General features: G+C 44.5%; 21 protein-coding genes and 1 pseudogene. 11 read left to right on the forward strand and 11 right to left on the reverse strand.

Features of this window, described 5'->3' with window-relative positions; genetic code table 11:
• Positions 1-35: 35 nt before the first annotated feature.
• The 5 genes from QT990_RS09855 to QT990_RS09875 form a co-directional block, all read right to left on the reverse strand.
• Positions 36-479 (reverse strand): DUF4079 domain-containing protein, encoded by a 444-nt coding sequence (locus QT990_RS09855; RefSeq protein ID WP_333140855.1) that lies wholly within the window; start codon positions 477-479, stop codon positions 36-38.
• A gap of 194 nt (positions 480-673) precedes the next feature.
• Positions 674-1,468, reverse strand: a complete 795-nt coding sequence (locus QT990_RS09860) for a WecB/TagA/CpsF family glycosyltransferase (protein WP_333140852.1) — start codon at positions 1,466-1,468, stop codon at positions 674-676.
• A 445-nt stretch (positions 1,469-1,913) separates the two neighbouring features.
• Positions 1,914-3,281, reverse strand: coding sequence for an O-antigen ligase domain-containing protein (locus QT990_RS09865; protein ID WP_333140850.1), 1,368 nt, complete (start codon positions 3,279-3,281; stop codon positions 1,914-1,916).
• A gap of 105 nt (positions 3,282-3,386) precedes the next feature.
• The gene (locus QT990_RS09870) at positions 3,387-4,508 is read right to left on the reverse strand and encodes a glycosyltransferase family 4 protein (RefSeq protein ID WP_333306159.1); all 1,122 of its coding nucleotides are present in this window, start codon (positions 4,506-4,508) and stop codon (positions 3,387-3,389) included.
• A 436-nt stretch (positions 4,509-4,944) separates the two neighbouring features.
• Positions 4,945-6,105 (reverse strand): glycosyltransferase family 4 protein, encoded by a 1,161-nt coding sequence (locus QT990_RS09875; RefSeq protein ID WP_333140846.1) that lies wholly within the window; start codon positions 6,103-6,105, stop codon positions 4,945-4,947.
• 1,194 nt (positions 6,106-7,299) lie between these two features.
• Between QT990_RS09875 and QT990_RS09880 the strand changes: the two genes are divergently transcribed.
• Positions 7,300-7,440, forward strand: coding sequence for a hypothetical protein (locus tag QT990_RS09880; protein ID WP_333465175.1), 141 nt, complete (start codon positions 7,300-7,302; stop codon positions 7,438-7,440).
• 27 nt (positions 7,441-7,467) lie between these two features.
• A pseudogene (locus QT990_RS09885) lies at positions 7,468-7,721 on the forward strand (ATP-binding protein); the annotation flags it as partial.
• Between the two features lie 134 nt (positions 7,722-7,855).
• Here QT990_RS09885 and QT990_RS09890 read toward each other — a convergent pair.
• The 3 genes from QT990_RS09890 to QT990_RS09900 all read right to left on the reverse strand — a co-directional run bounded on the left by QT990_RS09890 (position 7,856) and on the right by QT990_RS09900 (position 10,695).
• Positions 7,856-8,545, reverse strand: a complete 690-nt coding sequence (locus tag QT990_RS09890) for a type II CAAX endopeptidase family protein (protein ID WP_333411249.1) — start codon at positions 8,543-8,545, stop codon at positions 7,856-7,858.
• 271 nt (positions 8,546-8,816) lie between these two features.
• Entirely contained in the window at positions 8,817-9,362 is a 546-nt protein-coding gene (locus QT990_RS09895; protein WP_333411250.1) for a hypothetical protein, read from the reverse strand.
• Position 9,363: 1 nt separating this feature from the next.
• Positions 9,364-10,695 (reverse strand): AAA family ATPase, encoded by a 1,332-nt coding sequence (locus tag QT990_RS09900; RefSeq protein WP_333465176.1) that lies wholly within the window; start codon positions 10,693-10,695, stop codon positions 9,364-9,366.
• Between the two features lie 74 nt (positions 10,696-10,769).
• Here QT990_RS09900 and QT990_RS09905 point away from each other — a divergent pair, with 74 nt between their 5' ends.
• Together QT990_RS09905 and QT990_RS09910 are read left to right on the forward strand one after the other, a co-directional pair.
• Entirely contained in the window at positions 10,770-12,359 is a 1,590-nt protein-coding gene (locus QT990_RS09905) for an Hsp70 family protein (protein ID WP_333465177.1), read from the forward strand.
• A 73-nt stretch (positions 12,360-12,432) separates the two neighbouring features.
• Entirely contained in the window at positions 12,433-13,260 is an 828-nt protein-coding gene (locus QT990_RS09910) for a YwqG family protein (RefSeq protein ID WP_333465178.1), read from the forward strand.
• A 345-nt stretch (positions 13,261-13,605) separates the two neighbouring features.
• Here QT990_RS09910 and QT990_RS09915 read toward each other — a convergent pair whose 3' ends face one another.
• Positions 13,606-14,127, reverse strand: coding sequence for a L,D-transpeptidase (locus tag QT990_RS09915; RefSeq protein ID WP_333465179.1), 522 nt, complete (start codon positions 14,125-14,127; stop codon positions 13,606-13,608).
• A gap of 101 nt (positions 14,128-14,228) precedes the next feature.
• Complete coding sequence (locus QT990_RS09920; protein ID WP_333465180.1) at positions 14,229-14,867, reverse strand: bifunctional 4-hydroxy-2-oxoglutarate aldolase/2-dehydro-3-deoxy-phosphogluconate aldolase; 639 nt, start codon at positions 14,865-14,867, stop codon at positions 14,229-14,231.
• Positions 14,868-15,111: 244 nt separating this feature from the next.
• Here QT990_RS09920 and QT990_RS09925 point away from each other — a divergent pair, with 244 nt between their 5' ends.
• Positions 15,112-15,321: a hypothetical protein gene (locus QT990_RS09925; RefSeq protein WP_333306176.1), complete on the forward strand. Its 210-nt coding sequence runs from the start codon at positions 15,112-15,114 to the stop codon at positions 15,319-15,321.
• A 56-nt stretch (positions 15,322-15,377) separates the two neighbouring features.
• Positions 15,378-15,998, forward strand: coding sequence for a hypothetical protein (locus tag QT990_RS09930; protein WP_333306178.1), 621 nt, complete (start codon positions 15,378-15,380; stop codon positions 15,996-15,998).
• A gap of 199 nt (positions 15,999-16,197) precedes the next feature.
• Here QT990_RS09930 and ftsH3 read toward each other — a convergent pair whose 3' ends face one another.
• Entirely contained in the window at positions 16,198-18,036 is a 1,839-nt protein-coding gene (ftsH3, locus tag QT990_RS09935; protein WP_006633639.1) for an ATP-dependent zinc metalloprotease FtsH3, read from the reverse strand.
• 285 nt (positions 18,037-18,321) lie between these two features.
• Between ftsH3 and QT990_RS09940 the strand changes: the two genes are divergently transcribed.
• The 5 genes from QT990_RS09940 (at position 18,322) to QT990_RS09960 (ending at position 24,229) form a co-directional block, all read left to right on the forward strand.
• Entirely contained in the window at positions 18,322-18,705 is a 384-nt protein-coding gene (locus tag QT990_RS09940) for a hypothetical protein (RefSeq protein WP_333465181.1), read from the forward strand.
• 352 nt (positions 18,706-19,057) lie between these two features.
• The gene (locus tag QT990_RS09945; RefSeq protein ID WP_333411256.1) at positions 19,058-19,513 is read left to right on the forward strand and encodes a hypothetical protein; all 456 of its coding nucleotides are present in this window, start codon (positions 19,058-19,060) and stop codon (positions 19,511-19,513) included.
• Between the two features lie 16 nt (positions 19,514-19,529).
• The gene (locus tag QT990_RS09950; protein ID WP_333140829.1) at positions 19,530-20,789 is read left to right on the forward strand and encodes a class I SAM-dependent methyltransferase; all 1,260 of its coding nucleotides are present in this window, start codon (positions 19,530-19,532) and stop codon (positions 20,787-20,789) included.
• Between the two features lie 36 nt (positions 20,790-20,825).
• Positions 20,826-23,360 carry a methyltransferase domain-containing protein gene (locus QT990_RS09955; protein ID WP_333465182.1) on the forward strand — a complete coding sequence of 845 codons (2,535 nt, stop codon included), beginning with the start codon at positions 20,826-20,828 and terminating at the stop codon, positions 23,358-23,360.
• The gene (locus QT990_RS09960; protein WP_333465183.1) at positions 23,357-24,229 is read left to right on the forward strand and encodes a GDP-mannose 4,6-dehydratase; all 873 of its coding nucleotides are present in this window, start codon (positions 23,357-23,359) and stop codon (positions 24,227-24,229) included. Before QT990_RS09955 ends, QT990_RS09960 begins: the two co-directional genes overlap by 4 nt.
• Positions 24,230-24,232: the final 3 nt, after the last annotated feature.

Here is a 24,232-nt window from a genome sequence, read left to right on the forward strand (position 1 = left end):
CACATTGGTATACTTTGAGTTCAAATAGACCGGTTTCAAACTTTCGGCAAATACTTTTGTACTATCGTCCATCCTGTAAGCAACACAGTCACAAATCCCCCAAACAAGGCCACATTAGTGCCGATGTGGAGGGGACGCGCCCAAGGATGTTTAGGGCCAATTTGCAGCCCGCTTCCAACAGAAACCAACACCAAAGCCACAACAGCTAACCCCGCCGGTAAATGAGCCGAGTGACCCAAATTGCCGTAGTATCCTAGCGTACCGACTACACCAATTCCCAGCAGTAAAATTACCAAAGTCGCCATCCCCGCACCAGTGGCTAAATGAAAGGGACGCAGCCATTTTGGGCGCGGTTGTTTGGTACTCCTAGCGGCAAACATCCACGTTCCAGTAACGGCCAGCAACAGGTAAGCCAACAGGGAAACACCCATTGACCAAGCCGCTATTTTCCACAACCACAAGAAAGAAGGCAGATTCATCGGTTGCATCCCTAATTAGGATTTTCCACAAAAGGTTTCTTTCCGATTTTACCTGCACTTGAAAGCAAAAATGAATTATTTTGAGAGAAAGTGCGATCGGACTATCCACAGATTGCATCAGTCTTACCTTGAAGTCAAACCCACTTTCTCCGATACTCAGCTTAATTTACGCTAGAGATTTGTGGCTCACCTTTTTAGGAGCCACCTTTCCATTCTAGCTGGCTGGTTTTGCTCTCCATGAAAGGCATTTTATAAAACCCTAATTTTTGTTCTAAGATTAATCGGAAAAAAGGCAGACCTTCAATCAAATATCTTTTCCACAACCTTCTCGGTTCACTTAACAGTCGGTACGCCCATTCTATGCCGACTTCGCTCATCCATTTGGGAGCTCTGGCTTTGGAACCAGCTTCAAAATCAATGGTTGCACCTATCCCTAAGAAAATTTTGACGTGTGTAAATTTGCTCCTGTATTTAACCAGCCACTTCTCTTGCTTGGGGGACCCCACCCCTATTGCCAGAACTGTCGCTCCTGATTTATTGATCGCGTCAATTATTGTTTCACATTCTTCCTCATTTTTTTCAAAGCCAAAAGAAGGAGAAAGTGCTTCAACCACTATTTCTCTACCAATTTTTTGGTTAATTTTTTCCTGGGCTTTCCTAGCAATACCTTCAGCAGCTCCTAGCAAAAATATTTTAATCTTCTCGTTATCTTTGTGATACATATAAAATGCAGGAAACAAATCCGAACCTGAAATTTTTTCTTTGAGAGGAGTACCCAAAAACTTCGAGGCATACATCAATATTTGACTGTCGCAGACTCTATAACTAGATTTATTGTAAGCTTCATAGAAGTCGCGGTCATACTGCAACTTAATCAAGTGGTCTACATTTGGCGTAAATACAACACCGCCTTCGCAGTCGAGTTTTTCAAACAACTCTGTTATTGAGAAGTTATCTATCGAGACATTCAATAAATTAACTGTTTTCATTTATGATGCCCTTGCCGCTTTAGATTAATAAACTACAACTCAAACTATTATAACCCACAATACAGTTTCGGGTTTTAACTACTTGGGGGCTTCAGTGAACATACTTTTCTCAGTATATCCTCCTAGACCCTACCTGTCTACTCAGGATTTTTAAAGATTATGTAAAGAATCAGCTCGTTTTAGAAAAAGTGTATAAAGCGAATTTTTAAGTTTACAACTCGCAACACAGTTTTAATAAAAAAGCCATCCCGTGCTCATACTTGTTGAAGCATGGCAACTGAATGTAAAAAAGAGTTTATGAGATTAAAATTTTAGCCTAGTGAGAAATATCTCGCAACTTCCGAACTTGATTTCATGCAAAAATGGTAGATTTTTTAGTTGTTGTCTCCACGGAAGGCAAGATAGTGTCAAGCTTGAAGTGAAGCGGCGATCGCATTCCTGAAAATCATCCTAATTTTTGCTGAACCAGCGACTGTCTTCTTGGTGGCGAACTGGTTTTCTTGGGCTTAAGACTTTCTGGAGCTTTTAAGACCAGACCCGATATTGCTCCAGCAATCAGCGCAAAAATCGGGTTAGTCATAGCGTTCAAAACACAGTCAAACACGTACATAGTTAAGGCTACTCCCAGGGCGGCAGCGGGCGCTACTTTGGGATTAGACCAGGTTCTGGCGGGATACTTCACGCAAAAGACGATAACAGGAAGTAACAATGAAGAAAATAAACTAACTAAACCGACTACACCGTGGACGCCAAATGCAATAATCCATAAGCTGTCGGTGACTGAGATATCTTGACCCCACTCGCTATACACACGGTTCCCGCCGGAATCGCCCCAGCCAAAAAGAAAGCTTTGCCGCGCTTTTTCCCCCAAAATCTCTTCCATGTCAAATCTAAACTTCAAAGAGCCGGCTCGTTCTTCGCCAAATATTTGAGTGATGAAGCCAATCACGTCTTTGCTAGAAAATTGACCCGATGCAGCTATGTACAGATAAAACACTATATATCCAATTATGAATAGTAGGGGCAAAGAGGTGCGAAACCACTTGGCAGAGAATAATACGATCAACGCGAATACAAATAAACTGTAGGCGCCAGTCGAACGGCACAGGAAAAAAGCGATAGTTAATATAATTGCTAAAGTCTTGATGTTACGCCCCATAAACTTTTTGAGCGTCCCTGTTTGCCAAAGCCAAACTGCAATTAAGGCGGCTGTCATCATCCACAGCCCCACCATCAAACCGTGCTGCATAAACACTACTGGTCTCCACCCCCCCAAACGCCTTGCTTGACCCCAGTCCTCAAAGGCATTGACGCCGTAAACCATTTGGTGCAGAGTTGGGCCCTTAACCCCTTCAATTAAAGTAAAAGGGATGTAGGCTAACCCACCTGCAAAAATCCCGATCGCCAATTGTCGCAGCCCGTCTAAACTACCCACATACAAGCGTCCTAAAAAATAAGGCAGACCCCAAGCAACGATTTGGTTGAGAGTCGGAGAAATCGGGCTGCCACCATTACTAAGTTGTGAAACGATTGGGCACAAACAGTAAATTACCATTGGCACGTCCAGCCAACCGGGCTTAAAAGAGGTGATGCGCGAAGTATCGTAGATAAGAGTCCCCAGCAAAATGCCGTAGCAAGCTGCGGAGATTTTGGTATACGCTGGCAATAGGGGGATGGGATAAGAAGCTTGCGGTAAAAACAGCCACGCTGCCACAAAACTTATAATTACCGCCCGCTGAGCCGGAAACCTCACAAACAGGTAAAAAACGACTGGAATAAAGCCGAACATAGCAACTGGGATTAATGCAACCATAGGTCTTTTTTGGCAGTAAAATTGTAGAAAGACAACTCAAATTGCCCGATAAAAATTGTCGCTTAAACGATCGCCCAACCCCAATCTTTTAAATCAACCTCAATTTTACGTCTTGTTCGTTAATTGTGCCTGACGTTCCAAAGCAGTGTATAGTGCCGCCTCGAAGAGATTAGTTGCATCCTCCCAAGAATAATTTATTACCGTCTCCAAAGCAGTCTCGGACATTGCGCGCCATTCGGCATCAGGCAAGTGACAAATCTGCTCGATCGCTTTTGCCATATCCTCTGGGTCTTCTGACTTGACAAGTATGCCACCCCCGCCAGCAAGTAGTTCCGGAGCCGCACCAGCCGGAGTGCCGATGACTGGAGTGCCACAAGCCATAGCTTCTAAAATTGGCAAGCCGAAGCCTTCGGAGCTGCTGGAAAACAGCCAAGCATCGCATTTGCTGTAAAATTCTTTTAGTTGGTCTTGAGTAGGTGCTTTATTATACTCAGTACCCGGGGGCAGAAAATTGGGAGGAGGAGTATCGCCGGAACCAAAGGCAACTAAACGAAGGTTAGGAATTTTTTCAGCAGCTATAGAGAAAGCTTTCAGGGCCAGAACGCAGCCTTTCCAAGGAGTTGTAGTATAGTACATCCCGACTGTGGGAACTAATTGCTTGCCTCGCGGCTGCTTCGCTCGCGACTGGGGGTCGTAAAACTGTTTGGTGTCCACCGTAGGAGGGACGAGAGATACAGACAAATCGCCGTATTCATTCCGAGCTATGTCGGCCAGCCACTGGGCCACAGCGATTTTGTGCATCGGCAGCCGCCAAGTTGCCTCTACTCGACCTTTTGGTATGTAGTCAAAAGCCTCGTAGTGTTGTAGAAAATATACTTTCGTTCCTTTGCTGGGAGAGAGTTTTGCCACCCACTCGGCAGTTTCCCACCAAGTAGCCATGACAATATCGGCATCAGGTACGTCCACATCGGTAATTGGGCGGTTGGTTTCGAGAACTCGACTTTCGACCTCCACTTTATCAAAGTGAGACTTTGGTGTCTTGGGAGGGGACTCCCAACCCCTACCCCTCAGCAACGAGCGCAATTGTTGGATCAAAGCCGGTTGCCACGGGGGTTGAGAGACGATAAATATTTTGTGTCCTCGCTTTTGCAGCAGTTCTGTGTAAATAGATAACACCCTCATGCCACCTGTAAGACTAAGGGTAGGAAGGACAAAAGTAATTTTCATGAGTAGATGCTGAAGATGGATACTGGTTAAAACTCCTCCATAACAGCAAGTTCGCACTTACCAGCCTCTTTTGGCTTTTCTGCAGGGTGCGGGTGTCTGCAGGAGGGATCGTCACTTGATAGTCAAGCCGATCTTACTTTGTCGTCAGGGACTTTTCCCAATTACAAATGGGCAGATGTTTGACGACAAGACAAGTTTAACCTGTAACGGAGCCAGCCTTAAAACCTCCGTTGCCCTCTGGTTCAGATTTTGGCATCAATATATAACCAGTATTCCCTCGTCGCTGCAGTCAGAATTCGTCTCTAGACTGCTGGGTAGAAAACAGGATATGGGCGATTTTAGTTTTGGCAGAAGCACCCCACCAAACGATATTGAGTTTCTGCTGAGAATCCCGCCCCACAGCGAGTGGCTAGCGCAGAATTTCAAATGGCTGCAGTTAGCAAACCGGAATTGGTGGGTTTGCCACTACTGGGTCGGCATAGGGAGAAAAGGAATCTATGTTAACCTCGCGCTGCTTAGATTTCTCTACAGCAACTTTCAATGCCGCTTCAAAATGAGCCGCGGCATCATCCCAAGTATAATTGTTCACCTTGGCATAGGCGGCTTCGGACATGGCTTGCCACTTGGAATTTGGCATCTGACAGATACGCTCTATGGCTTTTGCCATTTCTTCGGGATCTTCTGGTCTTACAAGTATGCCAGTACCGCCGCTCAAAATTTCAGGAGCAGCGCCTGCGGGGGTACTGATGACGGGAGTGCGGCACGCCATCGCTTCAATAATGGGCAAGCCAAAGCCTTCTGAGCGGCTCGCCAGCAGCCAAGCATCGCATTTGCTGTAATAGTCTTTGATTTTGTCTTGGTCGGGTTGAATTACATACTCAGCATTGGCCGGTAAGGGCAATTCCGAGGAGGGGGCCCCTGTACCGAAGGCAACCAAACGCAGGTTGGGGATCTTTTCTGCTGCTAGGGAAAAAGCTTTGAGGGCGATGTCGGTTCCTTTCCAGTAGATTGTAGAGTACATTATGCCAACTGTAGGAACCGATTGTTTGTTGCGAGGACAGGCGTAAAATTGCTTGGTGTCCACGGTAGGAGGAGCTAAGGAAACTTGGTCATCGCCATATTTAGTCCAAGCTAGGTTAACTAACCACTGAGAGATCGTAATTTTGTGCATGGGCAGCATCCAGGTTGCTTCTACTCTACCTTGAGGTAGATAGTCAAAAACTTCGTGGTGCTGGATAAAATAAGCTTTGGCTCCTTTGCTGGGAGAGAGTTTGGCTACCCACTCGGCGGTTTCCCACCAGGTTGCAACTACTACGTCAGCATCAGGTACATCTTTGTCTTCTACCGGGCGGTAGTGATCGGTAATTTTGTGTTCTACACCTAAGTTATCGAAAAATGAGGGTTCGTTTTCAGGTGGGGAAATCCAACCGCGTCCCCGCAGCAGCGACTTGACTTGCTGGCGCATACTCGGTTGGGGGTGGGGTAGAGAGATGACGAACACGGAGTGTCCTCGCTTTCTCAAACGTTCTGCGAAAATAGATATTACTCGTATTCCACCAGTCAGAGACAGAGTAGGAAGAACAAAGGTGATTTTCATTTTTAAGTCCCGCTGAAGACTCCGGCTCGCGTACGACGCTGCTACCAGCGCTGATTTTAGAGCCCTAAAGGAAAGAGGGGCGGGTGAATATTAATTACCGCTTTCCTGGTGTTTACATAGAATCTAACCGAGTGACTGTTCGCAACACCCCAATATCTATCTACCAAAACTTCGCTGTCATTGCAATGATAATAACGATGGATGCGATCGCGAAACAGTTCCTATAGGGATAAGTGGCCGAGCAGCGAAATTTCTTCCCTAAGATGGATACCTCATCAAGTAGGAGCTTTGTTCGCCACAAACACCAAGCTAGACAACACCCTCTGTTAAACATAACATCATTTACTATCCAACGGACAGGGATGTACGGGAAACCGAATATCAGCCAACTTTTAATGTGGGGATAAAGGTAGCATTAACAACAATACGCAGGATATTGACATCGCCTTTGGCCAAATTTTATACTGCATTCAAGAGGGAAATTCTTACCTTGAGAATGGTGATTTCCCCATCGACATAACACATCTAAATATCGATCGGTGGCTATGATTTTTTGGTAACTGTGGTGTCGGTATTGCTTGATACACTATCCTATTTTTTCAAGATTCAGAGATGGTGGTTTTCTCAGATACCTGCAGGGGCGCGATCGCCCGAATCAGCGTCGTGGACGCGCGAATGAGGGGAGAAACCCTGTTTTTCAAGCGATATCCCTCGCCCTCAGTTTTCGTATGTTCATGAAAAAACCTGGTTGATTCGTCCACTGTTTGAAAAAATAGGTTGCCCAATCGTGCTACAGAACATAGAGTTTCACCGATATAAATTTAATTAGCTGCCTGAGTTTTAAATTTGTTAATAAAAGGCGATCGCCTGAAAAATTTGCCACAAGAAACTGCCACTGCCGGGCAGAGTATATGTAGCGTTCCTGCCCAATTCCAGTCTAAGTAATTACCGTAACAAAACTTGAGCAGCAACTTATCAAATGACCCTATAAAGATCAAAGGAATACTCAAGGGGGATCGGCCTATATCGTGCAAACTTTGACTCCTAAGCAGTAGCAGCAGCTTCGTGATATGTATCAAACGATTTCGCCTACAAAAAATTTGATGTTATGAAAGCATAATTTTTCCTAAGTAGGCAATTCCAGATGACAATCGGTGTGATATTGGGGGCCGGGCCGCCGATGCTTGTAGCGATATGTTGGCCAGTTTTCATGCAGCTAAAATTATGCGATCGCAAGCAAAACCAAACCTAGAATTAGAATCAGATGCCTTAACGGAAAACATCTTCCTGTGGGAAGATATGAACGTTCGATTATTGCACAGCATCAGTCAATAGCCCAGTTCGGATATTCCGGCTGCTGAAGAATGGATTAGTTTTAAAGTCAGCGATACTGGAATTGGAATACAGAGTAAATTGAGAGAGTATTTCAAGCTTTTAGGCAAGCGGACGAGTCTACTACTCGCCGATACGGCGGTACGGGTTTGGGATTGGCAATCGCCCAGAAATTCTGTCAGATGATGGGGGGAGATATTATAGCAATCCTAAATCATTTGCATAATTATTGTAGGGGCAATCCGACCCCTACCCCCCGTGGTTGCCCGATAGATAGGGGGTAGGCACGGGGAGTAGGGGTAGCACTACCCCTACAAATTTATCTGAATCATTTAGGATTGCTATAGTCGGGAGAACGAGTTGGGAAAAGTGTCAATTTTTACTGTATAATTGCCGACGATACTCGCTGAAAAAGCAGCTAGTTAAAGAGGATTTGCCAACCAATAATTGCCAAGGCCAAATCTGCGATCGCGTGGCTGATATAACTCGACCAAAGCGAACGGTAAGTCACATAAGAGTGCGACCAAATTATCCCGGCGGCGAAGACAGCTAAGGAACCTAAGAGAACAGCCGGCCAGTCGCTGTAAGCTGCTATTACAAAAATGTGGTGGAGGCTGAAAAATAGCGAACTCAGAAATATTGCTTTTGTGCCCGGTATGAGAATCTGGCACTTGTTGCAGACAAACCACCGCCAAGTAAATTCTTCAATCAGCGAGTTAACTAGCACAAAATATGCTTCTACAATCAAGTAAATAGTAGGGCTGCTAATACCTAATTGGTACGATTTTTCTTTAGCAACTACAGGATCGATCCAGTGCTGGCCAAAAAGGCTATAGATACCCAGAATTACCGCAAACATGAATATTCCCCAAATAGATCCATCCAGCAATTCTTGGCGCTTGGGCAGGGATAAACGCAGCTTTTTGCGATCGACAAAAACAGACCACGCGATCGGAAAAACTAGCAACCAAACTTGACAAAAGACTGACAGTGTTTGTCCCCAGCTTCCAGGGGCAATATACAAGGCTGCTATGATACCAATACTAGCCGCAGGTACAAGCAGTGTTAGAGCCAATAGTGCTGATTTGCGATCGCCCATATCCAGCATTTTTCACGCTTCATTTAAAAATAGGATTGAGATCAAACGAAAAAGCTTGGTGGCGCCCGACAGATTATACCATTTTCAAGAAACAATGCAACTGTAGGCCAGTGTTCCAAACCCTTATGCCGTCAGCCATTCCCAAGTGTTTAATCTAAAATTTAAAATGGTATGAGTTTTGTGCCGCTTATAAAAGTGGCGCTTATTTGTTGCAACTAAAAATTGGTAAAATGGCGATCGCACGGACGATCCTACTAACCCGGAATTACTCTAAATCTACTCAGTTGTCTGCTTTCTGAAATCCGAGCGATCGTTCTATTTCAGGTTGAGCACCATTTTGCAGCCAATCAAGGGGTTTTTCTGCTATTTGGGCTGGATTTACCCATATAATATCTTTAAGCGGATCAATATCTACTGCTACTTTAGCAAAACTTTGTCTCACTTTGTTATCAAGTGAAATTACTGTGCGATCGGTAGCGATCGCAGCTTCCACCAACCGCAAATCTTTAACCATTACTTCCCGCTCTTTATCGCTCTCGGCTATTGCTTCTACTTGACACCACAAATCATTATCTACCGCGATATCGCAGGGACATAATTTCTTCTTGGCCACCATCCGGCGCAGCCATATACGAGCAGATTTTGATTGATGTTTGTTCCACTCATCTCTAATATCTGGAGTCATCACAACTCGGTGAGAAAGATGCAAGACAGCTTCGAGAAAATCCCGACAGTACACCGATATGGGATAGGTTGCATCTTCTCCACCAGCAGCACGCGCAACAGAAGCATCTATTACCAGGCGTTTAGAAACTTTATCTGCCATGTTAACGCTTCCACAAAACAGCTTCTGCTGCATCCAAATAGCGGTTTTCTAGATGCAAAGAAACATCGCCCAAATCTTCAGGCCAATCTCCAAAAGCTCCCGTCTCGTCTAAATCGGCACTGCTGACTTCTGTAACACCATCGTCGCGCCGTTTAAACCAGTGAAGTTTTACTAAATCCGGTAATATTTTACCCTCGGCAACTAACGATTGAACTGCTAAAAGCAGCAATTCGCTGTGAGTTTCTATAACTACTCGCACACCTCGATTTGCAGCATCAACTAATATCTCTGCTAAAGCAGCTTGAGCGCGAGGATGCAAGTGAATTTCCGGCTGTTCTAGGTAAACTAATTGTCCTGGTTCTGCTACAAGCAAGGCAACTAAAATAGGCAAAGTTTGCGATACCCCAAAGCCAACATCAGCAATACTAACCGTATCGCTTGCACTCCCGCTGCGGGAGAAACGACCTACCAGCAGTTCAATTTGTACGTCATTAATCTGTCTGGCTTCAACTTTCCAATTGAGTCTCAGGAGTTCTAAGGCTTGACCCAATTTTATCAGTCGATCGTCCCACGTTTCTTGCCAGGAATTAACTATACTAGCAACATAATTTTCAAAAATTCCAGTAAATTCACTGCCAAATGCTGCGATATTGTAGGTGCGTTCTGGATTGCCTCTTGATCCGGGAACATGAATTATCTGGCGAATATGTTTTTGAAAGTTTATTGCCAAATGGGACGAATCCAACTGACTTTCGCCAAGTCGCAAGTCGAGAAAACCTCGCACATTACTCACCCTCCATAGTGGCGGTTCTTCCTCAATATTATCTAATAAGGTATAGTAATTTTCCGCCAAGTATTCGGGAAGAAGCTCAATCACTTCTTGATGTCGCATTCCCGGATAAATAGTAATAATTTTATCGCTATCAGGAAAACAGTAAATTGCCTTGACAATTCTAATACCAGGTTTTGGCTGCTTGCTGAAAACGCTTTTCAAAAAATTATCTCTCTCTAGATTAACCCTGACGTAAAACTCATCGTTGTAGTTTTCAGGTGACAGTTTAGACAATATCTGTTCTGCTGATGTAAATTTAACATTAGGCCCGTCAAGTTTTAAACCACCGGGGTCGTAAGGGGCTTCTAGCGTTTGCTTCATCAGCAATAGTGGCTGCATGATGCTAGACTTACCAGAACTGTTGGCACCGGCTAGAATTGTCAGCGATCGCACTTCAATCTGGCACTCTTCGTAAATAGACTTGTAGCCGCATACTGCAATTTCAGTAATTCCCTGTACAGGCTCTTCGTTCTCGGTTTCAAAGAAAGTGGATTGAGTCATAATATTATGGTTGTATTTGCGGCTATAAATACCATAATATAATCTAATCCCTAGTAGCTGTGTATTTTGGCTGAATGACGATCGCAATTGACTTTGGAACTAGCAACACCGTCGTCGCTCGCTGGAATCAAGCCCTCCAGCAGCCCGAAACTTTGAAATTACCGGGATTGTCGGCAATCTCGGCTCAAAATCCGCCCCTAATTCCCAGTTTACTCTACGTTGAGGACGCTGCTCAAAGTAAAGTCATACTCGGTCAGCAAGTCCGCGACAAAGGCCGGGATTTGAGTGGAGATTCTCGGTTTTTTCGCAATTTCAAGCGGGGAATTGGCACTTCTGTTCAGGGTTTTGTGCCAGAAGTTGACGGGCAACTAATTACTTTTGAACAAGTAGGTGAGTGGTATTTGAGCCAAATTGTGAAATCAATTCGCGAACTGCCTTTGCCGATCGACTCTTTGATTTTTACAGTGCCTGTAGATAGTTTTGAAGCTTACCGCCATTGGTTGGGCAAAGTGTCTCAATCTCTGCAAGTAGAACAGGTGCGGATGGTGGACGAGCCTACGGCGGCTGCTTTGGGTTACGGTTTAGCCGATCGCGAAAATCTGTTAGTCATTGATTTCGGCGGCGGTACTCTCGATCTTTCTTTGGTGCGTTTGGACGCTTCCTCCGACAAAAAGCCCCTCGGTTTTATTCTTAAGTGGGGCGAAAAGCTATTAGCTGAATCTTCAGCGCAAAAAACAAAAGTTGCCCGGGTTTTGGCTAAAGCCGGACAAAATTTAGGCGGTTCTGATATTGATAATTGGCTGGTTGACTATTTTGTGCAAACAAAAGGGCTGGCAAAATCTCCCATTACAACGAGATTGGCAGAACGGTTAAAGATTCAGTTGTCTTTAGTGAATCAGGCAGTTGAGGTTTATTTTGATGACGAAAATTTTGAGAGTTACGAATTAGAATTAGACAGAGCTCGTTTTGAATCTATCCTCGGTGAACATCAGTTTTTTGAGAAACTAGACGAGTGCATGAATCAAGTATTGCAGCAAGCGCGGCGCCAAGGCTTAGAAATTGGCGACATTGATGCAGTTTTGCTAGTTGGCGGTACTGTGCAAATTCCCGCTGTCGGGCGTTGGGTGCAGCAATATTTCGATACGGCAAAAATTCGCTGCGACAAACCCTTTGAGGCGATCGCCCAAGGTGCTCTGCAACTGAGTCAAGGCATAGAAATCAAAGATTTTCTCTATCACAGTTACGGAATTCGCTACTGGAACCGCCGCGAAAATTGCCACAGTTGGCACAGTTTAATTAAATCTGGCCAGTCTTATCCGATGAGCGAACCAGTAGAATTAGTCTTGGGAGCTTCTTTAGAAAATCAGCCTAGTATAGAATTAATTATCGGCGAATTGGGAGCGGAAACTGGCGGCACGGAGATATATTTTGACGGCGACAGGCTAATTACTCGCCAACTCGCGGGTCAAACATCGGTACAGCCCCTAAATGATAAAGAAGGAGCACGCAGCATCGCTCAATTGACGCCGCCTGGGTATCCGGGGAGCGATCGCATAAAAGTTTTGTTCCGCGTGGACGCACAGCGCTTTTTGCGAATTACCGTGGAAGATTTGCTGACAAATGAAACTTTGTTAGAGGATAAACCCGTGGTGCAGCTAAGTTAAGAATAGGTTTTACAGGTAAGGTGCGCTTCGGCGCACCCTACTGATTGCGTTCAAAAAAAATTGTTAAAAGCAGATGAACTACAAACTAGAATGTCCACTCTCTCCAGAACTAGAAAAGTATCGCGACAGAATCGAAGCTACCATTAAACCTTACATCGAAATTCAAACCCAGAATAATGATGACGTTAATTGGTGGCAGAGTAAATTTGGGGGATTTCCTTATTTACCTAAAGGCTTTGAATATCCCAAAACTTGTGACGGTAAATATTTATTTTTGCTAGCGCAACTCAACTTTGATGAAATACCGCCTTTAGATGGTTTTCCCGATCGGGGCATCTTACAGTTCTATATAGCTGACGATGACCTATATGGTTTAGAATTCGGCAATTCCGCCGATGTAGATAATCCCACAGTCGAAGACAGATTCAAAATAATGTATTTTCCTCAGCCAGACTTCAAAGTTGAAAACATCATTACCAATTATGATTTTTTGCCGGAACCCGAACTTTTTCCTATCTCAGGCTGTTGCAGCTTACAATTTACTAAAAAATATGCGCCGATTAGTACCAGTGATTACCAATGTACCGAAATTTTAGGCTCGGAAATTGATGAGTTATTTATGAATCAGGAAATAGAGGATGAATACCTAAAAATATCGTCTTTTTGTGGTCATAAAATAGGTGGTTATCCTGATTTTGTACAAAATGATGTTAGAGAATATAGCAGTAAATGCGATCGGGAACATAAGTCAGATATTCTTCTATTCCAAATGGATACCGATTGCAATGAGACAGTAGATATCATGTGGGGAGACACTGGTGTAGGTAACTTTTTTATTGATGAATCAGCACTCAGAAAATTAGATTTTAGTAAAGTTTTATACAATTGGGATTGTGGTTAATACCAATTATCTAAAGTCTTGCAACAATGATGAGTGTGGGTTTGTTTACGCTCACCCGCTCGTGTAAGGTGCGTCGCTCAAAGATTGTGGATATTCTTTAAGATTTTTGAGGGCGACGCACCCTACAGATACTGTTGCATGAGTTTTGAGAATTAGTATAAAAACAGCAGTAAAGTCAGCAAGCTAAAAAAAACCAGAACTGATGAACTCCGATCAAAGAAACCGGGTTTTTGACCGAATCTAGGGCTGTAACGCAGTATTTCGCAAAAAAACCCGGTTTCTGACCACCATAAGTTCTAATAATGTTCGACTATGCCCGATGCCCGATGCCCAATTCCCAATTCCCTAAACCTGAGATTTGTGCACCACCACGGGTGTTCCCACCGAGGCCCATTCAAATAGCCATTTAGCGTGATTGACAGCTACATTTGTGCAGCCGTGAGTAACGGGATTGCCAAACAAATTGTGCCAGTAAGCGCCGTGAATTGCCATGCCTCCGTCGTAATACATTGTATAGGGAACGTCGGGCACGTCGTAGTCATCCCCAGTCATTCTAGTAACGCGGTGTTTGGTTTGAACGGCAAAGGTTCCCGTGCGGGTGGGAGTCGATGATTTGCCGCTGGAAATAATTACCGCGTAAACTGGTGTATTTCCTTCCCAAGCTATTAACCTTTGTCTTGACAAATCTATTTCAATCCAGCGTTCGCTGGATTGCTGCAACAGCATAATTTTATTAGCAATTATGTTGTGCTGTTCGCTGGCAAATGCGGTCATTGAACCGCCGCAGAATGCAGCAAAAGTGAGGGCGCAGCCGGCACAGAAAGTTCCAGCGCGACGGAAGTAAATTGAGTTGATAATGCTGTTCATTTCTCACACCTCGTACTATTTTAGATTTTAGATTTTAGATTTTAGATTGGCTTGTCCTATTTTAGATTGTAGATTTGAAATGTTGGATTGGGAAACAAGGCTTAACAAGTTGTTAAGTTTTGGGTAAGAGCTCGTGCAATTTCGACGATCGCCCGCCAATCGCGATTTTCGACTAAGTGTTTAGGAAATAAGTCTCCGGCTAAACCCACGGCGATCGCCCCGGCGTCAATAAATACTTTCGCATTTTCCAGCGTCACCCCCCCAGTGGGAATTAAAGGAATGTTTCCCAGGGGGCCTTGCAGGCTTTTCAGGTAAGCCGCGCCTCCCAAAGCCGATATCGGAAACACTTTAACGCAGGTAGCGCCTGCTTGCCACGCGGTTACAATTTCCGTGGGAGAAAAAGCACCGGGGACGATCGGCACTCCGGCGTCAACTGCTGTTTTAATCATAGCTAAATCGGTGTGCGGAGTAAACAGAAATTGAGCGCCGCAGTCGATCGCTTGCTGCAACTCTTCTAAGTTTAATAAAGTACCGGTGCCAATACTAAAAGTAGGGAATTCGGAGCGGAGTTCGGCAATTAATTCAGCAGCTTTGTGAGTATTCCACGTAATTTCAATAAACTGGATTCCTCCTGCTGCTACCGATGATGCCATCTGCCGAGCGAGTTCTTTTTCGGAGGAACGGATAACTGCGATCGCGCGGTGTTTTTTTAGTTGTGTCAACCAAGATTGATGATTCATACAATTTTAGATTTTAGATTTTAGATTTTAGAATTCGGCGTGCTCAGTCGAAGGATTTTAAATTGGGCATATCCCAAATTTGAAACTCATATCATTCTGACTCGCCTCTAATTTTAATACAGGTTGCTAACTTCGATATATGGGCAATTACAATATGTGCGACGTTCAATTTTTAACGGACAATCTAGGCAACAAAACCGCTGCAATTGTTGACCTCAAAAACTACAGAGATTTTTGAGCTGACGTGCTGGCTGAATGCGGCGAACCGATCGACTTTCAGTTTTTAGTTGAGTCTCAAGACTCAAAAGTCGCGGTGCTGCTTGACTTCCAGAAGCACGGCGAACTTTGGGAAGATGTTTATGATGCGATCGTGACCGAGGGGCTAGAAGATGAACCGGGCATCCCTTGGGAGGAATTTACACGTTGCTGCTCTATACAAAAAAATGTAAACTAATATAGTAGTGTCTGCTGTGGATCCAGCCTCCTGCGGCAAATTTTCTGGGAGACTTTATGAATAATTATGATGCAGCTACTCCTCTCAAGTCCCACGGAGTTAGTCGATTATTAATGCAGTTCGCTTGGGCTAACGTCTCGTTAAACATCGTTTCCCTGCTTTTAACTTCGGTGAAAGCAATTGCACCAACGATTGAGGCGTCGCTTCAAGGTTTGCAGCAGATTTTGTTGATTGTTACAATTCTTGTCGCCTTGATTTTGTTCGTGCTTTTTCTAGTCTGGCTATATCGCTTGCACGTCGATCTCAAGGTTCTTTTCAATGATTATCCTATCACCCCAGGAGGAGCGATGGCAAGATTTCTCATACCGATATACAGTATATGGGGAATTTGGAATGCACTCTCAACATTTGCCAACAGATTTAATCAGGAAGGGGGAGAATTAGCAAAGTTTGCCGAGTATATAAATCCCCTGATCGGAGGGTTCTATGCTTTAACTATTGCCTCAAATATGTTGAACCGCGAATTTTCAAGAATGCAGACACAGAGTCCAGAAATAGAGCCTTTATGGTTGTTCTTGCTTAATGATGTAGTAGGCCTGGGTTTGTCGGTCATGTTATTGCTAATGGTAAAAAGTATGAGCAGTGCGGTTGTTGCCAAAGCTCGCCAGCCAAAATAAGGCATGACAATCAAGGTTTAGTCGCTAGGGGTTGGTAGTGGTAGGGTGCGTCGCTATGGGATAACTGCAACAGGGCGAGAACTGTCGCAGCGACGCACCCTACTATAAAAAATCGGGGCGATTCCAGACAATCCCGGAATCACCCCAATTACCGATTTCAAACTTTAGATTCAATCCAAAATTTCAAATCAAAAATCAATTAGGCGATCGTCGCCATTTTCACATCGCTATTAGCTAACAAATTTTGCAATTCATCCGCATCCACAGTTTCCTTTTCAACTAGCATATCTGCCAAAGCATTAAGGACATGGCGGTTGCCAACGAGTACATCTTTAGCGCGACGGTAAGCTTGTTCTACCAACAAACGCACTTCATCGTCGATCGTGGCTGCGGTTTCTTCCGAGAAATCCCGTTCAGCCATGATATCGCGACCCATGAACATATTGCCTTGTTGGCGACCGAGAGCTACAGGGCCTAGCCGATCGCTCATTCCGAAGCGAGTCACCATTTGCCGCGCTACTCTTGCCACTTGCTGCAAGTCGTTCGACGCGCCAGTCGTTACTTCTTCTTCGCCGAAGACAATCTCTTCAGCAATGCGGCCGCCCAAAGCTACCGCCATTTGATTTTGCAAGTAAGACCGAGAATACAAGCCAGAATCCATCCGATCTTCGCTGGGTGTGAACCAAGTCAAACCGCCAGCGCGGCCGCGGGGGATAATGCTAATTTTCTGCACGGGGTCATAATCGGGCATCAGCGCGCCGACTAAAGCGTGACCGGCTTCGTGGTAAGCTACCAAAGTTTTGCGCTTTTCGCTCATCACGCGGTCTTTCTTTTCCGGGCCTGCGAGCACGCGGTCGATCGCGTCGTTGACTTCATCCATCGAGACTTCGGTCAAGTTGCGACGGGCGGCTAAAATTGCTGCTTCGTTGAGTAGGTTGGACAAATCCGCACCGGTGAAACCGGGTGTCCGGCGGGCGATTTTTTCCAGATCCACGTCTTTCGACAAAGTTTTGCCGCGGGCGTGAACGTTGAGAATTTCTAGGCGGCCTCCGAAGTCGGGGCGATCGACTACAACTTGGCGATCGAAGCGACCCGGACGCAGCAGCGCCGCATCGAGCACGTCGGGGCGGTTTGTGGCAGCAATCAAAATGATGCCAGTATTGCCCTCAAAGCCGTCCATTTCTGTCAGCAACTGGTTCAGGGTTTGTTCCCGTTCGTCGTTGCCACCGCCCAAACCAGCGCCCCGCTGGCGGCCTACGGCGTCAATTTCATCGATAAATACAATACAAGGAGCGTTCGATTTAGCTTGTTCAAACAAGTCGCGGACGCGGGAAGCACCGACACCCACGAACATTTCCACAAATTCTGAGCCGGAAATCGAGAAGAAGGGAACGCCTGCTTCTCCAGCCACTGCTTTTGCCAGCAGGGTTTTGCCAGTTCCGGGAGGGCCGACCAGCAGCACGCCTTTGGGGATTTTTGCTCCGACTGCGGTGAAGCGGTCTGCATTTTTCAGGAAGTCCACGACTTCTGCGAGCTCTAGCTTGGCTTGTTCGATGCCGGCCACGTCGCCGAAAGTCACCTGAGTTTGTGGCTCCATTTGGACTCTAGCTTTGGATTTGCCGAAGTTCATGGCTTGGTTGCCGGGCCCGTTTTGCGCGCGCCGCACCAGGAAAAACAGTCCCACCAAGAGCAAGATCGGGAAGAACAGGCTGCTGAGGGCTTTTACCCAGAAGCCTTCGTCGCTTTGGGGCAGAACTGAAATATCTACGTTATTTTTGGTCAGGATGTTGATCAGTTCGGGGTCGTTTGGCAGGTTAACGAGTACCTTGTTGCCGTCCTGGGCTGTGACCAGGGCTTTGCTGCGATCGGAACTGATATTTATTTTGTCTACTCTCTTGCCTTCGACTTCCTGAATGAATTGACTGTACTTCCAAACTTCGCGGCTTGGGGGCTGTTTGTCAAAAAAAGCCGTTGCTAAGGCAATGACTACAATAGCCAGCAGTGCGTACAGGCCAGCGTTTCTCCAGCGTTTATTCACCGAGGTCGATCCTCCTAATTTTTAGTCCCTGTGATTTGGGAATTTTTATTTATGTTCATCAATCTTAACGTAATTGTAACTTGTTTTTGTGTGGTGAGGAATCCCGGCCATGCTGGGGCGGTCTCAGGTCGCGGGAACGGAACTTCTCATCTGCCCGCGAGTAAGCCATCAATTACAATATTAAATGATTTTTGTCAAGAGTTGGCGCCCCCCCAGCCCACAAGGTTTTCGGCGATCGGCGGGCGATTTTCAGTTAATCTAGTAGAAACCAAGAAGTGAGCAGCGATGCAAATTACCTACAGTACCTTAAAAAGTAGAAATTTTTTGACTGACAGCGAGATAGTGGATCAGGAGGCAAAAGTAGATACAGGAGCGACGATGCTAGTTTTGCCCGAATCAACTGCTGCACAGTTTAACTTCCCTAAGATTAGGAAGCAGATAGTTAAGTATGCTAACGAGCAGACGGCCCAAAGAGATATTGTTGGTGGGGTTGAAGTCGAAGTGTGCGGTAGGAAAGGTTGGTTTGAAGCAATCGTCTCACCTGGGAAAAAGTATGCTTTACTCGGTGCTATTGTGATGGAGACGCTCGATTTGATTGTCGAGCCCAGAGGGTTGCAAATATATCCAAATCCGCGCTCTCCGAATATGCCTATGGCTGAGATAGAGTAGAGCGTTGAATTTGTCAATGGAACGAGAGAGAGTGATGTTAAAGCTGCTCGCTTGCGATCGGATGTCTCAATCCTCAGCGTTTTCTATGTAAAATAATCCTGTGTGCGTGCAAAAACGTTGTATAAAATAGTAGGGACTATTCTGGGAACAACCAAAATGGGTGTTCGTCTGTTAGCAAACGATCTATATTAGTAGCTTGGCGGTAACAACTACGATAAAATCTTTAGTGTATGACTGAGCGCTAAGGCAGGAGCGAGGGTTACAGCGTGATGTGCGGAAACTTCCTTTAGAAAAAACGAGCTATCGCCAAACATCCTCAGTTAGATTCTTTTAAACCAATCACATTTTACCTATGGCAGAAACACTTGGCTCTCTCTGCGACAAATTGACAATTGTTAAATTGAAACAGTGGCATTCCGAAGACGAAATCAGACTCAAGAGCCTTGCTGTTCAAGAAAAACAGCTTCAGCAGGAAATGAACGAATTTATTAGCGCTGCTATATCGGGTCAAATTCCGAGCGAGCGCCTGACTTTCGCATCAAATAAAGTTTATAAAAAAGAAGGCAATTATGTGCCTGATGTCCTTGGCAGCATAGGCGAAATCTTCTCGCAGCTCGCCCACGTTAACTGCAACTTGTGGCACGAACAAGAAAAAGTCTATGAGTTTGAAAAAGTGGCAGCCTCAGAAAAAGATCGAGTTGTCAAACAGCTAGCGATCTTGAACTTAGAACGGAATAAGTGTATAGATGGAATAGATGGAAATTTCAAAGCACTGGTAGAAAAGCTAGGCTCTCAAAAAAATAACTAATTTTAGAGGTAAAACAATGCACTTAGGTCATCGTAAAACTTGTCGGGTATGCGGTTCTTCAGCCCTCACCCCAGTCATTAATTTAGGCGAACAGTATTTGCAAGGTTCCTTTGTCAAGCCAGGGAAAGAAGAACCACCCCTGAGAAAAATTTCCCTTTCTCTAGTGCGTTGCGATCCCACCAAAGATGAGAGAGCCTGCGGTTTATTACAGATGGAACATACGGTTCCGCCGGAAGTTTTATATTCTGCCTACTGGTATCGTTCCGGCACGAACGCAACCATGCGAAATCACTTGCAGGGAATTACTGAAGAAGCAGCATCCCTGATTGGCAAAAGCAATGCTCGTGTTTTAGATATTGGCTGTAATGACGGCACTTTACTAAAGTGCTATCCGCAAAACTTCATCAAATTTGGTGTCGATCCGTCAGACGTAGCTCAAGAAATAACCGGAGACATTACTGCAATTCAAGACATTTTTCCTTCCGAAGAACTCACCAAGGTTTTACAAGGCGAAAAATTTGACATTATTACGTCAATCGCCATGTTTTATGACCTGGAAGATCCGGTAAGCTTCTGCAAAGAAATCAAAAAAGCGCTTGCTCCTGGGGGTTTGTGGGTCTTTGAGATGTCTTATATGCCATCCATGCTCAAGATGAATTCTTACGACACAATTTGTCACGAGCATTTGGAATATTACAGTTTAGCAGTGCTGGAATATATACTGAAACAAGCTGACTTGAAAATAGTAGATGCCGTACTTAACGACATCAACGGCGGTAGCATTCGCTGTTATGCAACGCATCTTGACAACTTTGCCTTCAAAAAACAAGAAGCTGTGACGCGCATCAAGCTATTACGTCAGGCCGAATTTGACATGGAGCTGGATACCGACAAACCCTACAAAAATTTTCAAGACAGGATCAACGTGCATAAAGAGCAGTTAGTTTCGCTGCTAAAAATGTTGAAAAAAGAAGGTAAGAGCATTCACATTTACGGTGCATCGACTAAAGGCAATACAATTTTGCAGTGGTGCGGAATCGACAATCGCATTATAGATGTAGCGGCGGAGAGAAACCCAGATAAATACGGCGCCTATACGCTCGGTACTGACATTCCGATTGTCAGCGAAGCGGATTCAAGGGCAATGAAGCCGGATTATTATTTAGTCTTGCCGTGGCATTTTAAGGAAGAATTTCTCAAGCGCGAGGAAGAAATACTGCAAAGGGGTGTTGGTCTAATCTTCCCTTTGCCTAACGTGGAAATTATCAAATACTAAGTCAAGAAACAAGACAGCGCACAACAGGATAAAGCTATGACACATTTCTTCATTCATAACAGTTTTCACAGCGGCGATGTAATTTTGACAAGAGCCGTAATTCAGGCGGTTAGAATTACTTTTCCCGGGGCGAAAATTACCCTGGAGTGCGCTGAAGTCTCTACTTATCTTTGGCAGGATTTAGATTTGCCGATCACGCTTTATCAAAGTCAGGAATACAAAGGCACGGAACCAACGCCAAACTGCCCCGATACTGCCATATTTGTCAATATGTGGTTTGGCGTTTTTGATGATATTTTAAAACTCTACGGTATGACGTACCAAAATAACGTTCATACCTTTAATCGCCAGATGTATCAGCATGGCCTGAATCATCAATATCTTCTGCCGATACCGATTCATACCCCGACGATCGCCTTTTTTGGACGGACAGAACCGGAAATAGCAGTTAGAGCCAATAGTATTTTAGTAGAAAACGGGGAAGTTTTCTCGAATCAAAGCTATTTCTATTTAAACGAACACCTGAAGCAAATAGCATCGGATTTTCCTCAGCTCAACTTTTACTGTTCGGCTCCACCTAAATCTCCGGCTGCAAATCTGGTCGATTGCAGCGGCATGAATCTGAAAGAATTATCGCAAATAGGAGACAAATCTATTGGTTTGTTGATGAAAGGAAGCGCTATAAACGCGGCTTGCCAAACGGAAATTAATCGATATAAGCCTCGTTGTATTGTTGGCTGGGACTTAGCAGAGAAGCTTTGGGATAACTTGGAAAATCCGGTGGTTTATGCCAAGAATTATGCCGAAGTCCAACAATGGCTGACCAAGATTGTGGCAGATATTACCTTCTCTACAGCAGCAGTTAAGAATGCCAATCTCGTAGCTACGAAGGCATCAATTTTTCCGACAGAATCGGTAAGTAAAGATCGGGATAACTTGCTGGATAAAATTTTGATAATCTCGCACACAAAAACTAATTGTGGCGTGCATGAATACGGTTTTAATATAGCAAAAACGCTCAAAAATTCGACCAAATACTCTTTCGTATATGCCGAATGTTCGAGTGCTGAAGAGTTGCTCTATCGCGTCAACCAGGTAAAACCATCAGCAATTATCTACAACTATCATCCCACAACATTATCTTGGGTGAATAAGAGCATACTGCAATCTATTAACGGGTCACACATCGGGATTATTCACGAAGTCACGCAGCGCCTAGCAGATGTATCAAATAATTCCATCTTTCAGTACCATATCGGTCCAGATCCGACGTTACAGCTCAAGAATCCAATTGTCTTTAAAACAGGAAGAATTATCGCTCCGTATACGAATAATCACAAATTACCAGAGATTCCAACTATTGGTAGTTTTGGATTTGGACTGGAAGGAAAAGGATTTGAAAAGCTGATTGCTACCGTACAGCAAGAGTATGACGAGGCACTGATTAGGCTGCATATTCCCTTTGCAACTTTTGGCGATGCTGATGGAAGTAAAGCAGTTGCGATCGCCCAACGATGTCAGCAGTCGATATTCAAGCCGGGAATTAAACTAAGTTTAAGTCACGATTTTCTCAGTCAAGAACAATTACTGGATTTTCTAGCACAAAATACGCTAAACGCCTTCTTTTATGACAGACTTGAGAATCGCGGTATATCGAGTACGATCGATCACGCGCTGGCTGTCAAAAGACCGATCGCCATTACAAAAAGCAATATGTTCAGACATATTGTTTCGGCCAAGCCTTCAATTTGTATAGAAGATTCCAGCTTGAAACAAATTGTTGATAACGGTATTGCACCGCTGGTGCCATTTTACAATGAATGGAGCGAAGCTAATTTCATTTTGGATTATGAGCGTATACTTGCTCAAGTATTAGAAAAGCCACAGAAGTCCCACAGCCAGAGGTATTTAGATGTTGGGATTCCCAATGTAACATCATTCAATCGGATCTTGGATGATGCCGCGCGATCGCAGTACGCACCTAGGATTAATCAGTTATTTGCACTAGTTCCTGAGATGATGGCGCGGAAAATACCGGAAGCTAATATTCAGCAAGCCTTTATATTGGATACGGTAGACAAATTTGCTTCTCAATTAGTCAAGCCTAAAATTTTATGTGTTGGCAGTCATGAAGATAGTGCTGCTGCTGCTCTGAAGCAAGTCGGCTACCAATTGGAAGAAATCGATCCGGCGATTAACTGCGATCTCAACACTTATTTCCACAAGCCGTCTACTATTAAAGGGAGCTATGATATTATATTTTCAACATCTGTGATTGAACACGTTCAAAATGACGAGTTGTTTCTGATGCAAATCGCTGAACTTCTGGCACCTGGAGGTAGTGCCGTTTTAACCTGCGATTATAATGACCAGTATAAACCGGGCGATCGGATTCCGGGAGTGGACTTTCGCTTGTACACGCAGAAAGATTTCAAACAGCGACTTCTGCCTTTATTAAAAAATTGTGTTTTCCCTGACGTTCCGCAATGGGATTGTCCGAAACCCGATTTTATTTATGAAGGATGTCGCTATACATTTGCCACCTTTGTTTTTCAGAAAAATAAACTGTGAACGCTCTTATTTTCGGTGCTAACGGACAAGATGGATACTATCTCCATCAGTTGTGCAACGCTAAAGGAATTAAACCTGTAGCTGTATCGCGATCGGGAGATTGGATGCGTGGCGATGTGTCTGACTACAAACAGGTTGAGGAGTTCGTAAAAGAATACCAACCAACCTACGTATTTCACTTAGCTGCTAAATCAACAACACGACACGATGCGCTGTTTGAAAATCATGCAGCAATTTCGACAGGTACACTCAATATTTTAGAAGCGGTTTACAAGCATAGCGCCAATTCTAAAGTTTTTATTACAGGTAGCGGTGTTCAGTTTCATAATGATGGCAATCCCATTTCTGAAGATACTTGTTTTGAAGCAAGTAGTGCTTATGCCGTTGCTCGAATCCAATCAGTTTATGCTGCCCGATATTACAGAAGTCTCGGTATCAAAGCCTATGTAGGATATTTATTCCATCATGAAAGCCCTCTCAGAAAGCCAAATCATGTCAGCCAAAAAATTGTAGTCGCCGCTAAGCGTATTGTTCAGGGATCTGAGAAAAAACTTCAAATTGGCGATGTTAATGTAGAGAAAGAATGGACGTTTGCCGGTGATGTAGCAGAGGGAATTATGACGCTGGTAGAACAGGAAAATGTTTTTGAAGCTGTTATCGGTTCCGGCAAAACTCATTCTATAAAAGATTGGATAGAAGTCTGCTTTTTACACCTGGGTTTGGATTGGACTCGATATCTAGAACAAGCTGAAAATTTTCAGCCGGAATATAAACGATTAGTATCCAATCCTGCGCTAATGGACAGCCTACATTGGCAACCCAAAATTGACCTGCGACAACTCGCAGCTATGATGATCGACGCCATATAAAAT

Origin of the sequence: Microcoleus sp. T3_B1, assembly GCF_036700445.1 — a bacterium.
In the GTDB taxonomy this organism is placed as follows: domain Bacteria; phylum Cyanobacteriota; class Cyanobacteriia; order Cyanobacteriales; family Microcoleaceae; genus Microcoleus.

What these genes read in the sequence shown, in the direction of transcription:
- QT990_RS09855 (WP_333140855.1), bottom strand. Translation starts at nt 479, where the DNA reads ATGAATCTGCCTTCTTTCTTGTGGTTGTGGAAAATAGCGGCTTGGTCA.
- QT990_RS09860 (WP_333140852.1), bottom strand. Translation starts at nt 1,468, where the DNA reads ATGAAAACAGTTAATTTATTGAATGTCTCGATAGATAACTTCTCAATA.
- QT990_RS09865 (WP_333140850.1), bottom strand. Translation starts at nt 3,281, where the DNA reads ATGGTTGCATTAATCCCAGTTGCTATGTTCGGCTTTATTCCAGTCGTT.
- QT990_RS09870 (WP_333306159.1), bottom strand. Translation starts at nt 4,508, where the DNA reads ATGAAAATTACTTTTGTCCTTCCTACCCTTAGTCTTACAGGTGGCATG.
- QT990_RS09875 (WP_333140846.1), bottom strand. Translation starts at nt 6,105, where the DNA reads ATGAAAATCACCTTTGTTCTTCCTACTCTGTCTCTGACTGGTGGAATA.
- QT990_RS09880 (WP_333465175.1), top strand. Translation starts at nt 7,300, where the DNA reads ATGTTGGCCAGTTTTCATGCAGCTAAAATTATGCGATCGCAAGCAAAA.
- QT990_RS09890 (WP_333411249.1), bottom strand. Translation starts at nt 8,545, where the DNA reads ATGCTGGATATGGGCGATCGCAAATCAGCACTATTGGCTCTAACACTG.
- QT990_RS09895 (WP_333411250.1), bottom strand. Translation starts at nt 9,362, where the DNA reads ATGGCAGATAAAGTTTCTAAACGCCTGGTAATAGATGCTTCTGTTGCG.
- QT990_RS09900 (WP_333465176.1), bottom strand. Translation starts at nt 10,695, where the DNA reads ATGACTCAATCCACTTTCTTTGAAACCGAGAACGAAGAGCCTGTACAG.
- QT990_RS09905 (WP_333465177.1), top strand. Translation starts at nt 10,770, where the DNA reads ATGACGATCGCAATTGACTTTGGAACTAGCAACACCGTCGTCGCTCGC.
- QT990_RS09910 (WP_333465178.1), top strand. Translation starts at nt 12,433, where the DNA reads ATGAACTACAAACTAGAATGTCCACTCTCTCCAGAACTAGAAAAGTAT.
- QT990_RS09915 (WP_333465179.1), bottom strand. Translation starts at nt 14,127, where the DNA reads ATGAACAGCATTATCAACTCAATTTACTTCCGTCGCGCTGGAACTTTC.
- QT990_RS09920 (WP_333465180.1), bottom strand. Translation starts at nt 14,867, where the DNA reads ATGAATCATCAATCTTGGTTGACACAACTAAAAAAACACCGCGCGATC.
- QT990_RS09930 (WP_333306178.1), top strand. Translation starts at nt 15,378, where the DNA reads ATGAATAATTATGATGCAGCTACTCCTCTCAAGTCCCACGGAGTTAGT.
- QT990_RS09940 (WP_333465181.1), top strand. Translation starts at nt 18,322, where the DNA reads ATGCAAATTACCTACAGTACCTTAAAAAGTAGAAATTTTTTGACTGAC.
- QT990_RS09945 (WP_333411256.1), top strand. Translation starts at nt 19,058, where the DNA reads ATGGCAGAAACACTTGGCTCTCTCTGCGACAAATTGACAATTGTTAAA.
- QT990_RS09950 (WP_333140829.1), top strand. Translation starts at nt 19,530, where the DNA reads ATGCACTTAGGTCATCGTAAAACTTGTCGGGTATGCGGTTCTTCAGCC.
- QT990_RS09955 (WP_333465182.1), top strand. Translation starts at nt 20,826, where the DNA reads ATGACACATTTCTTCATTCATAACAGTTTTCACAGCGGCGATGTAATT.